General features: G+C 72.9%; 13 protein-coding genes. 11 read left to right on the forward strand and 2 right to left on the reverse strand.

Annotated features, from left to right (window positions below; genetic code table 11):
• The first annotated feature begins 2 nt into the window (after positions 1-2).
• The 4 genes from OG494_RS09265 to OG494_RS09280 are packed head-to-tail and all read left to right on the forward strand — an operon-like array spanning position 3 to position 5,199.
• Entirely contained in the window at positions 3-1,955 is a 1,953-nt protein-coding gene (locus OG494_RS09265; protein ID WP_328453916.1) for an ATP-binding protein, read from the forward strand.
• Entirely contained in the window at positions 1,952-2,698 is a 747-nt protein-coding gene (locus tag OG494_RS09270) for an enoyl-CoA hydratase/isomerase family protein (RefSeq protein ID WP_328453919.1), read from the forward strand. The genes OG494_RS09265 and OG494_RS09270 overlap by 4 nt, the downstream gene beginning before the upstream one ends.
• Before the next feature lie 3 nt (positions 2,699-2,701).
• On the forward strand, positions 2,702-3,481 hold the full coding sequence (locus OG494_RS09275; protein WP_328453921.1) for a TIGR03084 family metal-binding protein: 780 nt from the start codon (positions 2,702-2,704) through the stop codon (positions 3,479-3,481).
• A complete protein-coding gene (locus tag OG494_RS09280; protein WP_328453923.1) occupies positions 3,478-5,199 on the forward strand; it encodes an acyclic terpene utilization AtuA family protein in 1,722 nt (573 codons plus the stop codon). Before OG494_RS09275 ends, OG494_RS09280 begins: the two co-directional genes overlap by 4 nt.
• A 142-nt stretch (positions 5,200-5,341) precedes the next feature.
• Here OG494_RS09280 and OG494_RS09285 read toward each other — a convergent pair whose 3' ends face one another.
• Positions 5,342-6,382, reverse strand: a complete 1,041-nt coding sequence (locus OG494_RS09285; RefSeq protein ID WP_328453924.1) for a helix-turn-helix domain-containing protein — start codon at positions 6,380-6,382, stop codon at positions 5,342-5,344.
• A 103-nt stretch (positions 6,383-6,485) separates the two neighbouring features.
• Between OG494_RS09285 and OG494_RS09290 the strand changes: the two genes are divergently transcribed.
• A complete protein-coding gene (locus OG494_RS09290; protein ID WP_328453926.1) occupies positions 6,486-7,448 on the forward strand; it encodes an alpha/beta hydrolase in 963 nt (320 codons plus the stop codon).
• A gap of 155 nt (positions 7,449-7,603) precedes the next feature.
• Here the strand turns inward: OG494_RS09290 and OG494_RS09295 are convergent, their stop codons facing one another.
• Entirely contained in the window at positions 7,604-8,449 is an 846-nt protein-coding gene (locus OG494_RS09295; RefSeq protein ID WP_328453928.1) for an alpha/beta hydrolase, read from the reverse strand.
• A gap of 779 nt (positions 8,450-9,228) precedes the next feature.
• Here OG494_RS09295 and OG494_RS09300 point away from each other — a divergent pair.
• From OG494_RS09300 to OG494_RS09325, 6 genes are read left to right on the forward strand one after another with little or no spacing between them, the layout of a single operon-like run.
• The gene (locus OG494_RS09300) at positions 9,229-10,236 is read left to right on the forward strand and encodes a LacI family DNA-binding transcriptional regulator (protein ID WP_328453930.1); all 1,008 of its coding nucleotides are present in this window, start codon (positions 9,229-9,231) and stop codon (positions 10,234-10,236) included.
• The gene (locus OG494_RS09305) at positions 10,236-11,177 is read left to right on the forward strand and encodes a carbohydrate ABC transporter permease (RefSeq protein ID WP_328453932.1); all 942 of its coding nucleotides are present in this window, start codon (positions 10,236-10,238) and stop codon (positions 11,175-11,177) included. The genes OG494_RS09300 and OG494_RS09305 overlap by 1 nt, the downstream gene beginning before the upstream one ends.
• Before the next feature lie 3 nt (positions 11,178-11,180).
• Positions 11,181-12,008 (forward strand): carbohydrate ABC transporter permease, encoded by an 828-nt coding sequence (locus tag OG494_RS09310; RefSeq protein WP_326949150.1) that lies wholly within the window; start codon positions 11,181-11,183, stop codon positions 12,006-12,008.
• 35 nt (positions 12,009-12,043) lie between these two features.
• Entirely contained in the window at positions 12,044-13,321 is a 1,278-nt protein-coding gene (locus tag OG494_RS09315) for an ABC transporter substrate-binding protein (RefSeq protein ID WP_328453941.1), read from the forward strand.
• A 13-nt stretch (positions 13,322-13,334) separates the two neighbouring features.
• On the forward strand, positions 13,335-14,498 hold the full coding sequence (locus OG494_RS09320) for an ADP-ribosylglycohydrolase family protein (RefSeq protein WP_328453942.1): 1,164 nt from the start codon (positions 13,335-13,337) through the stop codon (positions 14,496-14,498).
• Entirely contained in the window at positions 14,495-15,799 is a 1,305-nt protein-coding gene (locus OG494_RS09325; protein ID WP_328453944.1) for an ADP-ribosylglycohydrolase family protein, read from the forward strand. The genes OG494_RS09320 and OG494_RS09325 overlap by 4 nt, the downstream gene beginning before the upstream one ends.
• Positions 15,800-15,829: the final 30 nt, after the last annotated feature.

Raw genomic sequence — 15,829 nt, forward strand, 5'->3', positions numbered from 1 at the left:
CGATGATCGCGAAACTGCTCGTCGCCAACCGCGGGGAGATCGCCGCCCGGGTCATGCGCACCGCGCACGAGCTCGGCATCTCCACCGTCGCGGTCTACTCCGACCCGGACGCGGGCGCGCCCTTCGTCCGGCTCGCCGACGAGGCCGTCCGGCTGCCCGGTTCGGCGCCCAGTGACACCTACCTGCGTGCTGACCTGGTGATCGCCGCTGCTCAGGCGACCGGGGCGGACGCGGTGCACCCGGGGTACGGGTTCCTGTCGGAGAACGCCGCTTTTGCCCGCGCCTGCGGTGAAGCCGGGCTGACGTTCGTCGGGCCGTCACCCGAGGCGATCGCGTCGATGGGCTCGAAGATCGAGGCCAAGGCCCTGATGGACGCGGCCGGGGTGCCGGTGCTGCCGGGGGCGACCGTCACGGACGAGACCGACCTGGCCGCGGTGGCCGCGTCGATCGGGTTTCCGGTGCTGGTCAAGGCCGCCCTCGGCGGCGGTGGTCGGGGCATGCGCGTGGTGCACGACGCCGCCGGGTTGGCCGACGCGGTGGAGGGTGCCCGGCGGGAAGCCGCGTCGGCGTTCGGCGACGGCTCGGTGTTCCTGGAACGGTTCGTTGTGGACCCGCGGCACGTCGAGGTCCAGATCCTCGGCGACAGCCACGGCGAGGTGGTGCACCTGTTCGAGCGGGAGTGCTCGATCCAGCGGCGGTACCAGAAGATCGTCGAGGAGTGCCCGTCGCCGGCGGTCGACGACGCTCTGCGCGCCGAGCTGGGCGCCGCGGCCGTCGCCGCCGGGAAGGCCATCGGCTACACCGGCGCGGGCACGGTCGAGTTCGTGCTGGACCAAGACGGCAGGTTCTTCTTCCTGGAGGTCAACACCCGGCTGCAGGTCGAGCACCCGGTCACCGAGCTGGTGACCGGCCTGGACCTGGTGGAACTGCAGCTGCGGGTGGCCGAGGGCGAGCCGCTGCCGCCTTCGGTGACGGGCGCCCGGATCGACGGGCACGCCATCGAGGTCCGCCTCTACGCCGAGGACGTCCCGGCCGGGTTCCTGCCCGCCACCGGCACGCTGCACCGCTTCCGCGTCCCGCCGCTGCGCGGGGTGCGCGTCGACTCCGGCGTCGAGGACGGGTCAGTGGTGGGCCCGCACTACGACCCGATGCTGGCCAAGGTGATCGCCCACGGCCGGACCCGCCGCGAAGCCGCGCGGACTCTCGCGCGGGCGTTGCGGCAGGCGGAGCTGCACGGCGTCACGACCAACCGGAACCTCCTGGCCGGCATCCTGGCCGAGCCGGAGTTCCTGGCCGGGCACACCGACACCGGGTACCTGACCCGGCACGATCCGGCCACGCTCGGCGCGTCCGGCGGCGGCGCCCGGCACGCGGCGGCCGCCGCGTTGGCGACCCAGGCGCGCAACCGGCGTGACGCGCGGGTGGTGCCCGAGATGCCGTCGGGGTGGCGCAACGTCGGCGGGGCACCGCAACGAGTCGCCTACACAGCCGGTTCGGAAACGCTGGAGGTCGCGTACTCACTGCGCCGGTCCGGCCTGCGCGTCACGGTGAACGGCGAGCCGCTCGGCCGCTCGGTCCGGCTGCTGTCCGCGTCACCGTCACTGGTGGAGCTGGAGATCGACGGCGTCCACCGCGCCTACGCCGTGCGGACGTGGGCCGGGGTGTCCTATGTGGACGGAACGGATGGGTCGGCCGCGCTGGCCGAGGTGCCGCGGTTCGCCGACCCGGACGCCGCCACCGCCGCGGGGTCGTTGCTCGCGGTGATGCCTGGCGCGGTGGTGCGCGTCCTGGCGGGTGAGGGCGACGCGGTGACCGCGGGGCAGCCCTTGGTCGTGCTGGAGGCGATGAAGATGGAGCACACGGTCGCCGCGCCGGCCGACGGTGTCCTGTCCGACCTGCGGGTGCGTCAAGGCGACCAGGTCGACACCGGCCAGGTGCTGGCGGTCGTGTCGTGAGCGTCTCCTACGAAGTGCGGAACGGCGTCGCCTGGCTGACGATCGACCGGCCCGAAGCGCGCAACGCCTTGTCGAAGGAGGTCCGCGACGGGCTCTGGGAAGGCACCCGGCGGTTCGTCGCCGACGACTCCGCGGCGGTGCTCGTCCTGACCGGCGCGGGGGACAAGGCGTTCTGCGCGGGTGGTGACCTCAAGGAGATGGCCGAGACGGCCCTGGAGGTCCCGCCGCCGGACTTCCTGCCGCAGTTCGGCCGGAACATCGACGTCCCGAAACCGACGATCGCGGCCGTCAACGGCGTCGCCTACGCGGGTGGGTTCCTGCTGGCGCAGCAGTGTGACCTGGTCGTCGCGGCTTCCCACGCGCGCTTCGCGGTGACCGAGGTGAAGGTGGGCCGCGGGTCGCCGTGGGCCGCGCCGCTGTCGTGGCTCGTGCCGCCGCGGATCGCCATGGAGATCCTGCTGACCGGCGACCCCTTCGACGCGGAGCGGGCCCGGGAGGTCGGGCTGGTGAACGATGTCGTACCCCTGGACGAGCTGCGGTCCCGGACGCAGGCGCTGGCCGAGCGGATCGCCGCCAACGCGCCGCTGTCCGTGCGGGCGGCGAAGCAGACGGCGTACCTGCAACGCCGGGACGTCTACGACCGCGCCGAGGAGATCTGGGCGCCCGTCTACCGCTCGCGCGACGCGCAGGAAGGTCCCGCGGCGTTCCGCGAGAAACGCAAGCCGGTCTGGGAAGGACGCTGACACATGCCCGTCTCGCTTGACGCCCTGCTCGACGACCTGGTCGCCGAGACCGCCGACGTCGAGGCCATGCTCGCCCCGCTCGACGACGACGGCATCGCCCGGCCGACCCCCGCGGCGGGCTGGGACATCCGCGACCAGGTCACGCACCTGGCCTTCTTCGACCAAACCGCGACGCAGGCGGCCGTCGACCCCGACGGTTTCCGTCTCGCGGCCGCTGCCCTCATGGCCGACGGCATGGACTTCCCCGACCGCGTCGCCGCGCGGCACAAGGACCTGGGCGCCGACGAGATCCGGGTGTGGTTCCGGCGCGCGCGGACGGTGTTCGTCACGGCGTTCCGCGGCCGCGACCCCCGGGCGCGGCTGCCGTGGTTCGGGCCGGACATGAGCGTCGCGTCGTCGGTGACCGCGCGGATCATGGAGACCTGGGCGCACGGGCAGGACATCGCCGACACCCTCGGGGTGACACGCGTGCCGACCGACCGGCTCCGGCACATCGCCCACCTCGGCGTCTCGACGACGGCGTTCAGCTTCGGGCTGCACGATCGCCCGGCGCCGGTCGTCCCGATCCGGGTCGTCCTGCACGCGCCCTCGGGCGACCGGTGGACGTGGGGTGACGGCGCCGCCGCCGACCGTGTCGAAGGCACCGCGCTGGACTTCTGCCTCGCGGTCACCCAGCGCCGGCTCGCCTCGGACACCGGCTTGGTGGTGCGCGGACCGGTGGCCGAGGAGTGGATCGGCATCGCCCAGGCGTTCGCCGGCGCGCCCGGGCGGGGACGCGCGTGAAGCGCCCGGTCCGGATCGCGAACTGTTCCGGGTTCTACGGCGACCGCCTCGAAGCGGCGCGGGAGATGGTCGAAGGCGGCCCGATCGACGTCCTCACCGGCGACTACCTCGCCGAGCTGACCATGCTGATCCTCTGGAAGGCGCGCCGCAAGGACCCCTCGGCCGGGTACGCGAAGACGTTTCTCACCCAGCTCGAACACGTCCTCGGCACCTGCCTGGACCGCGGCATCCGGATCGTCTCGAACGCCGGGGGCCTGAACCCGGCCGGGCTGGCCGCGCAGATCTCCTCGTTGGGATTGCACCCGAAGATCGCGTACGTGGATGGTGACGACCTCGTCGACCGCCTGCCCGATCTGGCGCACCTCGACACCGGCGGCAAACTCTCCGAGGCCGGGGTGAAACCGTTGACCGCCAACGCTTATCTCGGCGGCTGGGGCATCGCCGCGGCCCTGGAGGCCGGCGCGGACGTCGTCGTGACCGGGCGGGTCACCGACGCGTCGCTGGTCGCCGGCCCGGCCGCGTGGTGGCACGGCTGGGCGCCGGAGGACGTCGACGCGATCGCCGGGGCCATGGCCGCCGGGCACGTGATCGAGTGCGGCCCGCAGGCGACCGGCGGCAACTACGCGTTCTTCGAGGAGGTCACCGACCGGCGGTACCCGGGCTTCCCGATCGCCGAGGTCGCGGCCGACGGCTCGAGCGTCATCACCAAGCACGACGGCACCGGGGGACTGGTCTCGGCCGGGACGGTCACCGCGCAGCTGCTGTACGAGATCGCCGAACCCGCCTACGCCGGACCGGACGCCGTCGCCCACTTCGACAGCCTGCGGCTTGTCGAGGAGGCGCCGGACCGGGTCCGGATCAGCGGCACTCGCGGCAGCCCGCCGGGCGAGCAGCTCAAGGTCGCGCTGAACTACGACGGCGGCTACCGGAACACGATGACCCTGGTGCTGACCGGGGACCGCATCGAGGAGAAGGCCGAGTGGGCCGAGCAGCAGCTGTTCGAGCTGCTGGGCGGCCGGGAGCAGTTCGCCGAGGTCGACGTCACGCTGCTGCGGTTCGACCACCCCGGTTCGCCGGTCAACGCCGAAGCGACCGCGCACCTGCGGATCACGGTGAAGGACCCGGACGCCCGCAAGGTCGGCCGCCGCTTCGCCACCACGACGATGCAACTCGCCCTCGGTGGTTACCCGGGCTTCCACACGACAACGCCGCCGTCGTCGGAGAGCGCTTTCGGCGTCTACCGGCCGGCTTTGGTGCCCGCGTCCTCGGTGGAGCACCGCGTCACCCTGCCGGATGGTGCCCGGCTCGTGATCCCGCATCCACCGACCGGCGCTTCGGTACCGTCGCCGGCTGTTTCCTTCGAGCCGCGGGAGTTCGGGCCGACACGACGGGTGTCACTCGGCACGATCGCGGGCGCGCGCTCGGGCGACAAGGGTGGCAACGCTAACGTCGGCTTCTGGACGCGTACTGACGACGAGTACGCGTGGTTGCGCGGATACCTCGACGTTTCGCGCTTCCGCGAGTTGCTGCCGGAGGCTCGTGAGCTGGAGATCCGCCGGTTCGAGCTGCCGAACCTGCGCGCGCTGAACTTCGTGGTGGTGGGCCTGCTCGGTGACGGCGTGGCGTCGGCGACGCGGCCGGACCCGCAGGCCAAGGGGCTCGGCGAGTACCTGCGAAGCCGGCCGGCCGACGTTCCGGTGGTGTTGCTGGAGCCGTGACTCGGGTTGCGGGAGTGGTGCTCGCCGGTCCGGTGGTGTGCCTCGCGGTGGATGGCGCACCGGCTACCGCCGAGGGCAGCCCGGGCGCTTGCCGGAGCACCGGCGGGCGACCCCGAACCGGTCGTCCGACTGTCGGACGACCTCACCCGTTCGGCACGGTGTCCACTTCGGACGGTCCGGTGTCGCGCAGCCGGCGCAGCATCAGGGCCAGGTGCAGCCGGAAGCGGCCGTCGGGGGAGTCGACGTCGAAGCCGAGCACGGCGCCGGCGCGCGCGAGCCGGGTGGGCATCGTGCTGTGGTGGCGGTGCAGGACGGCCGCCGCCTTGCGGGCCGAGCCCGTCGCGCACAGGGCGGTGAGCGCCGCGAGGAGGTCGTCGCCGTGGGGGTCGGCGGCCAGGCGGTCGAGGGCCTGCACGTCCGGGAGACCGGCGAGGTCCGCCGGGCCGAGCGCCCCGGCCAGCGCGGTGAGGCTGCCCAGCCGGTCCCACCACACCACCGGCTCGGCGGCGGCCGTGAACCGGAGTGCCGTGCGCGCGGCCTGCCACGAGCGGGCCAGGTCCAGGGCGGGCACGGTGGGGCCGACGCCGATCCGGGCCGCCTGCGGGGCGGACTCGGGTCCGTCCACGGTGAGCACGGCCCGGACCTCGCCGAACGTGGCGGTGCGGCCGGCGAAGTCGGCGCCGGTGGCCGCCAGCACACGCAGGTGGGCCGTCGTGTCCAGGCCGAGCAGGTGCAGCGCCCGCGACCGCTCGGCCGTGCCGATCCCCTCGGACAGCACCAGTTCGACCAGCGCGGGGTCACCGAGCGCGGGCAGCGGCACGCTGGTGTGCTCCAGCAGGATGGCGGTGGCGATCGCGAAGCGCTCCAGCAGGATGTCGTCGAGCGGGGTGGGCGCGCCCGCGCGGCAGACCCAGACCACCACGCCGCCCTCGAGCCGGCGCACGGCGGCCCCGGCCGGTACCCGGCCCGAAGCGGCGACCTCGGCGTCCGGCTCCGCCCGCAGGGACAGGCCCTGCGCGGGCGCGTGCACCCCGACCGGGCAGTCGGCCAAGCGGGCCGTGCTCCGCACGAGGACGTCGAGACTCGCCCGGTCGGTGATCAGGCGGTCGAAGAACCCGATCACCCGCACCGCGTTCTCGGCATCGGCGTCGAGTCCGGACAGCCTCAGCAGCAGGCCCTTCATGAGGCCACGATAGGCGCGTCCGCCGCCGGATGGCGAGGCCCGGGCCGCCAACGCCCGCCGCGTGGCGGTGGCGACGGCCGCGGCGCGAGCCGAAGATCGGAGCATGACCTACGCGATCGATCCCGAGCTGCTGCCCTGGCTGGACATGCTGCCCGCGGTGACCCTGCCCGACTACGACGCCCTCCTGGCCGCGCGCGCTTCGATGACGCAGCTGCAGGAGGTCATGCCGTCCTACGACCCGGTGCACCCGGTCGACGTGCGGGACACGACCGTGCCCGGGCCGTCCGGCGCCCCCGACGTCCCGGTCCGCGTGTACGGCCCGGCGGACCGCGAAGGCACCGTGCCCGGGCTGGTCTACATCCACGGCGGCGGGTTCATCCTCGGCGACCTGGACATGTTCCACGCCTCGCTGCTGCACCTGGTCGACGAGCTGGGCATCGTGATCGTGTCGGTCGACTACCGGCTCGCGCCCGAGCACCCGTTCCCCGCGCCGGTCGAGGACTGCTACGCGGCGCTGACCTGGACCGCGGCGAACGCGGCCGAGCTCGGCATCGACCCGGAACGGCTCGGCGTCGGCGGCGAGAGCGCGGGCGGCGGGCTCGCGGCCGCCGTCGCGCTGCTGGCCCGCGACCGCGGCGGCCCCGCGCTGCGCTTCCAGTACCTCGGCATCCCGGAGCTGGACGACCGCCTCGAGACGCCGTCGATGACCGCGTACGTCGACACTCCGATGTGGAACCGCCCGAACGCCGTCTACAGCTGGACGAGCTACCTGGGCACCGAACCGGGCGGCGCCGACGTCTCGCCGTACGCCGCGCCCGCCCGCGCCACGGACCTGGCCGGGCTGCCGCCGGCGTTCGTGACGACCTGCCAGTTCGACCCGCTGCGCGACGAGGGAATCCAGTACGCGCAACGCCTTCTGCAGGCCGGGGTGACCACGGAGCTGCACCACTACCCGGGCACGTTCCACGGCTCGTCGATCATCCAGGACGCCGCGATCTCACGCCGGATGCTCGTGGACGAGGTGGCCGCGCTGCGCCGCGGGCTCGGGGTGACGTCGAAGGACTGACGCGCCTGGCTGTGTGTCGGCACCGCCCGGCCACCCTGCGACCCGTCCGCCCGGAGTGGCCAACACGTCCGCTCGTCCGGTGTGTTGGCCATTCCGTGCGTTGAATTGGCTGTTCCGGGTGGTGTGCTGGCCGTGGCGAGGCGGGCGCGGAGCGCTCAGCCGAGGCGCTCGCGCAGGAAGGCGAGGCCGGATTCGGTGGCCTGCTGCAGTTTCTGCCGGCTGTAGAAGTGGCCGGCGCCGTCCAGCCGGATGAGGTCGGCGTCGGCCCCCGCGCGCCAGTACGCCGCGACGAGCGCTTCGCTGTGCGCGATCGGGATGCCGGTGTCGTCGGTGCCGTGCACCAGATGCAGCGGGGCGGCGGTGGCCGAGACGTGCAGCAGCGGGCTCGCCGTCGCGTCCGGCAGCCAATCGTGCGGGTCGTGGCCGGTGCGGTGCAACGAAGTTCCTTCCGGCGGGGGCGGGATGCGCGTGAAGTCCGTCGGCGGGCTCCAGGCGACCGCCGCGGCGAGCCCGCTCGACTCGCCGGTGACGCCGAGATCGCCTTCCAGCGCCGGCTGGTCCGCTGTCACCGCGAGCATCGCGGCGAGGTACCCGCCGGCCGAGTGCCCCCACGCCGCGACGCGGCCGACGTCCACGCCGAGTTCGTCGCCGTGCCGGCGGAGCCAGCGGACGGCGGCCTTGACGTCGTGCAGCTGGGCGGGGAAGGCCGCCTCCCGGCCCAGCCGGTACTGCGCCCGCGCGACCGCGAAACCGTTGTCCACCAAGGTTTCCGTGACGTGATCGCCGATCCGCCCGTGCTTGTGCGACCCGGCCGCGAGCGCCCCGCCGTCCAGGAACACCACCACCGCGGGCGGCGCGCCGGCCGGGACGACGAGGTCCAGCAGCAGCGGCCGGTAGCCGGGCAGCGGGGCGACGAGCGCGTCGCGGTAGACCACCCGGGTCCCGGCGCGCTCGGCTCGGGGAAGGGCGAACGCGGCCAGGGGAGCACGGGGGGTGCGCACAGGACCACTATCGGGACCCGGCCGGGCGCGCGGCCAGCAGTACCACGATGCGAGAGGAATGCCGCGTTTCGCCGGACCCGTCCCCGGCGCCCGGCAACGCCGGCCGGTTTTCGGGCGGCGCAAGGCTACGTTCGGCCGGCCCGGACCGGCCAACACGCTGCCCGGACCAGCCAACACGCCGTCCTGAGCGGCCAACACACTGCCCGGACCGGCCAACACACTGCCTGGAGCGGCCAACACGGCGCCAGGGCCGACCAATACGCCGCCCGGAGTGGCGAGGGCGCTGCCCGGACCGCCCAGCACACCGCCCGGACCGGGGGCGGCAGTTCCCGGTGCTATCCGGACCGGCCAACACGCGTCCCTGAGCGGCCAACACGCCGCCGGAGTGGCAAAGGCGCTGCCCGGACCGAGGACGGCAGTTCCCGGTGCTATCCGGTCCACCAACACGCCGCCTGAGCAGCCAACACACTGCCCTGAGCGGGCAACACACTGCCTGGAGTGGCCAACACGGCGCCCGGAGTGGCCAACACGGCCGCGAAAACTCGGTCGCGGGCGTGTGGCCGTTGCCGCTCGCGTGTTGGCCGTTCGGGTCGGTTTGTCGGCCACTCCAGGGCGACAGCCCGGCCCGGCCGCGAGGACTTCGCACCGCGTGTTCCGGTGGTTGACACAACCGCCGATCGAGTGTCAGGATCCATTCCAATCCAGTTGGAAACGTTTCCATCCTCGGCTTCCACAGGCTGGAAACGTTTCCAGAGTCTCGATCCGAGGTAACAACGACGATGACGTCAACACGCGCCACGCTCATCCAGGTGGCCGAGCGCGCGGGGGTCTCCCTGGCCTCCACCTCCCGTGCCCTGCACGGGAGCGGGGCGAGCCCGGCGATGGTCGAGCGCGTCCGGACCGCGGCCGCCGAGCTCGGGTACAGCGCCGACGCCATCGGGCGCTCGCTGCGGATGAAGAAGACCTTCCAGGTCGCCTTCGCGGTCGCGGACATCGGCAACCCCGTCTACGTCGAGATGATGCGGGCCATCCACGCGGTCCTCGAACCGCACGGCTACCGCGTCGTCGTGATGAGCACCGGCGACACCGCGACGTCGACCACCGAGCTGGTCCGCAGCCTGAACAGCGGCTTCGTCGACGGCATGATCGTCAGCCCGCTGCGCACCGACGACCGGCTGATCGCCGAGATCCAGCAGGCGCCGGTGCCGGTCGTGGTGATCGGCCGGGCCCTCGACGACCGCGGCATCAGCTCGGTCTCCACGGACTCCGCGGGCGGGATCGGCGCGGCCGTCCGGCACCTGCACACCATCGGCCGCCGTCGCCTCGGCTTCCTCAACGGCCCGCTCGACACCACCCCCGGCGCCGCGCGCCAGCGGGGGTTCGACGCCGCCACCCGGGAGATCACCTTCGACCGGGCGGATCAGGAGATCGCCGCCGACTTCACCGTCACCGCCGGGCTCGACGCGGCCCGCCGGCTGCTCGCCCGCGGCCGGGTCGACGCGCTCGTGGCGGCCAACGACCTGCTCGCCATCGGCGCCATCCGGGCCGTGCGCGAACTCGGGCTGTCCGTCCCCGAGGACGTCGCGGTGACCGGGATGGACGACACCGAGATCGGGCGGGTCTTCCAGCCGAGCCTGACCAGCGTCTCCCTCGGCTCGACCGAACGCGGCCGCGCGGCCGCCGAGATCATGCTCCAGCTCGCCGACGACCCGGACCGCGCGGTGCAGCAGATCGCCGTCGGCCCCGAACTCGTGGTGCGCGAGTCCTCGAACCCGGGAGGTGCGTGATGACGGCCCCGGCCCTGAAAGAGCGTCCGGTGCGGACCAAGGCGAAGCCGACGCGGCAGCGCACCCGGCGCCGCGAGGCGATCGGGCTCGTGCTGCCGTCGCTGATCCCGATCCTGGTGCTGAGCGTCGCGCCGATCGTCGTCGGGATCTTCCTGGCGTTCACCGACGCGCGCCTGGTGCGCCACCCGGACTACGCCTTCGCCGGCATCGACAACTTCACGAAGCTCGTCGACAACGACCTGTTCTGGGACTCGCTGCGCATCGGCATGATCTGGACCGTCGGCGTCACCGTGCTCCAGCTCGCCGCCGCGATGGGCCTGGCGCTGCTGCTCGACTCCGGCCTGCGGCTGCAGGGCCTGACTCGGGTGCTCGCGCTCGTGCCGTGGGCGATGCCGCCGGTCGTCGTGGCGATCATGTGGCAGATGATCTACTCGGCCAACGGCGGCCCGCTCAACGCCGTCCTGGGCAGCGTCGGCCTGCCCGACGACATCAACTGGCTCGGCGACTTCTCGTTCGCCCTGCCCGCCGTGATCGTCGTCGGTGTCTGGGTCGGCATGCCGCAGACGACCGTGACGCTCCTGGCCGGACTGCAGCAGATCCCGGCCGAGCTGCACGAAGCCGCGTCGATGGACGGCGCCGGCGCCTGGCGCCGGTTCACCGCGGTGACGTGGCCGAGCCTGCGCCCGATCGTCACGTCGATCACCTCGCTCAACTTCATCTGGAACTTCAACTCGTTCTCGCTGGTCTACGTCCTCACCGCGGGCGGCCCGGGCGGCAAGACCATGGTCCCGGTGCTGTTCGTCTACCTGGAGGCCTTCAAGAACCGCGAGATCGGTTACGCCGCCGCGATGGGCCTCGTGCTCGTCCTCGTGGTCGTGCTGATCCTCGCCGTCTACCTGCGGTCGCAGTTCCGCGACGACCGTGCCGGAAAGGGGCGCTGAGCCATGCGCGGACTCGTGCGCCCGGCCCAGTACGCGGCCCTCGCGCTGTACATCCTGTTCCTCGGGTTCCCGTTGCTGTGGCTGATGTCCGCGTCGGTGAAGTCGTCCGGCGAGCTGAACTCGCTGACGGTGAGCCTGCTGCCGAGCGAGTGGCACTGGGAGAACTACACCGAGGCCCTCGACAAGCAGGGCCTGATCCGCTCGGCGGGCAACAGCCTGGTCGTCGCGCTCGCGTCGACCGCGCTGGCCGTGCTCATCGCCGTGCCCGCGGCCTACGTGCTGGCCCGGCTGCGGGGCAAGCTGCGGGTCGCCGGCGTCGGCTGGATCCTGGTCAGCCAGGTGTTCCCGGTCGTGCTGATCATCCTGCCGCTGTTCCTGATCCTGCGGACGCTCGGGCTGGCCGACAACCTCGCCGGCCTGACGCTGGTGCACACGACGTACATGTTGCCGTTCGCGCTGTGGATGCTGCAGGGGTACGTCGCCGCGATCCCGGTGGAGCTCGAGGAAGCCGGGGCGATGGACGGCGCGAGCCGGCTGACCGTGCTGCGCACCATCGTGTTCCCGCTGCTGGCCCCCGGCGTCGTCGCGACCGCGATGTTCAGCTTCGTCTCGTCGTGGAACGAGTTCTTCTTCGCCCTGGTTCTCCTGCAGTCGCCGGAGAACTACACCCTGCCCATCACGCTCAACATGTTCGTCGGCGGCGAGGGCAAGGTCGCCCTCGGCCCGCTCGCGGCGGGCGCCGTGCTCGCCGCCATCCCCAGCATCGTCTTCTTCAGCATCCTGCGCCGGAAGCTCACCAGCGGCTTGATGGCCGGGGCGGTGAAGGGATGACCCACCCCTCAACGAAATCCTCGAAAGGTCGGTCGATGAAGACACGACGCGCGGTGGTCGCCGCCTGCCTGATGGTCACCAGCCTGCTGCTCGCCGCGTGCGGCAGCGGCAGCGGGGACAGCGGCGACGGGCCGGTCACCCTCACCTTCCAGTCCCTTTCGGACCAGCCGGCCGCGATCGCCCAGACGCAGAAGATCGTCGGCGACTGGAACAAGGCGCACCCGGACGTCCAGGTCAAGATCGTCCAGGCGGGCTGGGACGGCGTCTACGACAAGCTGATCACCCAGTTCAACGCGGGCACCGCGCCGGACATCGTGCACTACGAGGCCGCGAGCATCGCGCCCTTCGCCACCGACGGGTATCTCGCGGACCTGACCCAGTACCTGCCGGCGGAGAAGAAGGCGGACATCCCCAAGGGTGTCCTCGACTCGGTGACGGTCGACGGCAAGGTCGTCGCCTTCCCGACCGAGCTGCAGTCCTATGTGGTCTTCGCGAACAAGACCCAGCTGCAGCAGGCCGGCGTCACGATCCCGACCGGCGCCACGATGAGCTGGGACCAGCTGCGGGAGATCGCGAAGGCGACGACCAAGGACGGCAAGTTCGGCCTCGGCTGGGGCCTGTCCAGCCCGACGGCGGCGTTCGTCGCGCTCGCGCCGGGCTTCGGCGGGAAGTACTTCGAGGGCGCCGGCAACGACGCGAAGCTGGCCGTCGGCCCGGGGGAGCAGGCGCTGCCGCAGCTCGTCGACGTGATGGCGCACCAGGACCACTCGATCATGCCGGTCACGCTGACGCAGTCCGGGACGAAGGCCCTCGCGCCGTTCTACGCCGGCCAGATCGCCATGACCGTGCAGGGTTCCTACCAGGCGGCCAACATCGCGAAGGACGCGCCGAAGGGCTTCGACTGGGTCGTGCTGCCGCCGCTGGCCGGGTCGGCCGGCCCCGCGCAGGCCGCCAACCCGCAGACGCTGTCGGTGAACAAGGACTCGGGCCACGTCAAGGAGGCCGCGGAGTTCGTCGACTTCTTCACCAGCACGGACAACCTCGCCGCGATGAACGAGGCCGACGCGCTGATCCCGCCGACGACGTCCGCGCGGCAGGCGCTGACCACGAAGCTCGGCACGAAGAACGGCTGGGGCCCGATCCTCGCGTCCGGCCAGTACCTGACCTCGGCGCCTTATCTGTTCGCCGGCAAGTACGCGCAGTGGAAGGACACCGTCGCGACCCCGGCGTACCAGCAGTTCCTCGGGCAGAAGATCGACGCGGCCGGCTTGGCCAAGCAGCTGGAAGACGGCTGGAAGAGCGTCAGCAAGTGACAGGAGCGGATTCTTGACCTGGCTTGAAGACCGGGCCGTCGCGGTGATCACCGGCGCGGCCGTCGGGGACGCGCTCGGCGGCGCCACCGAAGGGTGGACCCCCGAGCAGATCGAAGAGCGGCACGGCGGTCGGGTGACCGGCGTCGTCGGGCCGTGGTACCCGGACTGGCGGGCCGCCCGCCCGATCGCGCCGTACCACAAGGGTGACGGGCACATTACCGACGACACCCTCATGACGCGGGCGCTCGTCGAGGTGTACGCGAAGCGCCGCGAGCACCTCGACGCGTACGCGATGGCCGAGGACCTGGTGCCGCTGATGATCGGCGAGCCGCGCTGGGTGCCGGAGCTGGAGTCGACGGCGCTGCTGCTGCAGCGGGTGTTCCTCGCGGAGAAGTGGATCGTCGCGAGACTCCACTATGGACACGTCGACCCGCGCGAAGCCGGTGTGGGCAACGTCGTCAACTGCGGGGCGGCGATGTACGTCGCGCCGGTCGGCGTCGTCAACGCGGGTGACCCGCGGGCCGCGTACGCCGAGGCGATCGACCTGACGGCCGCGCACCAGTCGAGTTACGGCCGGGAGGCGGCGGGCGTGCTGGCCGCGATGGTCGCCGCCGCGGTCGCGCCGGGTGCGTCGCTCGACGACGTCGTCGCGGCCGGGTTGGATGTCGCCCACGACGGGACCGCGGCGGCGCTGCGGGCCGTCGTCGACGAGTTCGGTGGCCGGACCGTGGCCCCGGCCACCGACGACGAAGAACGCGCGCTCGCCGCGCTCGTGCGGGAGACGGTGGCGCCGTTCGATTCGGTGGGGCCGCACTACCGGCAGATGTCGATGGACGCGCGCCGCCCGTCGCGGACCAAGGCGATCGAGGAGCTGCCGGCCGCGCTGGCGTTCGTCCTCGCGCACCGCGGCGACTTCCGCGGCGCGGTGCTCGCCTCGGTGAACTACGGCCGCGACGCCGACTCGATCGCCGTGATGGCGGCGGCGCTCTGCGCGGGCCTCGGCGGCACGGCCGTCGTGCCGAAGGAGTGGGTGGACACGGTCGGCGACGCCAGCCGGATGGACCTGCGCGAGACCGGGCACCTGCTGGCCTCGGCGGCCGCGGACATCCTGGCCGCCGACCGGGAACGCGCTCTCGCCCGTGTGGCGTCCCTCGACGTCCTCGGGGGCGCCGCGTGAGGCTGACCTGGGCACAGCCGGAGGACCTCCTGGCGCACGAGCTGGTGCAGTCGGCCGCGGAGGGCAAGGACGTCTCGGCGGTCCGGGACCGCTGGGTCGCGGCGGGCGGTGATCCCGTGCCCGTCGTGAGCGGCGCGGGTCCCGGGGCCGCCGAGCTGCGGGCCCTGGCGCGGGAGCTGCTGGACGAGCTGGACGCGCTCCCGGGTGTTCCGGAGCCGTCGTGGGATGCGCTCAGCTTGTCGGCGCCGGCCTTGCCGCGCGGCGGGACGGACCGGCTGCTCGGCGCGTGGACCGGCCGGGCCGCCGGGTGCCTGCTGGGCAAGCCGGTGGAGAAGATCCCCCGCGCGGGCATCGAGGAGATCCTCCGCGCGACCGGCCGCTGGCCACTGTCGGGCTGGTTCACCGCGGTGGGCCTGCCGGCCGAGGTGGCCGCGCGGTGGCCGTGGAACCGGCGCTCGGCCCCGACGTCGCTCGAGGAGAACATCGACGGGATGCCCGAGGACGACGACCTCAACTACCCGATCCTCGCGCTCACCCTGCTGGAGACGCACGGGCGCGGCTTCGGCACGGACGACGTCGCCCAGCTGTGGCTGGACAACCTGCCCGCGGGCCGGGTGTTCACGGCCGAGCGGGCGGCGTACCGCAACATCCTCGACGCGCGTCCTTCGCCGGCCACGTACCGGAACCCGTTCCGCGAGTGGATCGGCGCGCTGATCCGCGCGGACGTCTTCGGCTGGGTCTGCCCGGGCGACGTCGTTTCCGCCGCGCGGCTGGCGTGGACCGACGCGCGGTTGAGCCACACGCGCAACGGCGTGTACGGCGCGATGTGGGCGGCGGCTTTGGCGTCGGCGGCGATGGTGTGCGCGACGCCGGACGAGGTGCTCGACGCGGCTGAAGCCGTGATCCCGGCGGGGAGTGCGCTGGCGTCCGCGGTCGCGCTGGGCCGTTCGGCGGCGTTGTCGGGCGATGTCCGCGCGGGCCTCGACCAGCTGCACGCCGCGTACGGCGACCTGCACTGGGTGCACGTGCTCAACAACGCGGCGGTGATCGCGTACGCGCTGGCCAAGGGCGGGGGAGAGTTCGGCCCGAGTGTCTCGATCGCGGTGACGGCCGGCTGGGACACCGACTCGGCCGCGGCGACGGTCGGGGGAGTGGTCGGCGCGTTGCGCGGGGTCGAGGGCATCGGCGAGTACTGGACAAAGCCCCTGGACGGCCGCATCGCGACGTCGCTGCCCGGCGGGGAGCGGCAGATCGCGGACCTGGCGGCCCGCACGGCGGCGCTGGTGGAGGTGCCGTCATGACCGGGTGGGTGGCGCAGATCGGCACGGCGT

Origin of the sequence: Amycolatopsis sp. NBC_00438 (assembly GCF_036026695.1) — a bacterium.
In the GTDB taxonomy this organism is placed as follows: Bacteria; Actinomycetota; Actinomycetes; order Mycobacteriales; family Pseudonocardiaceae; genus Amycolatopsis.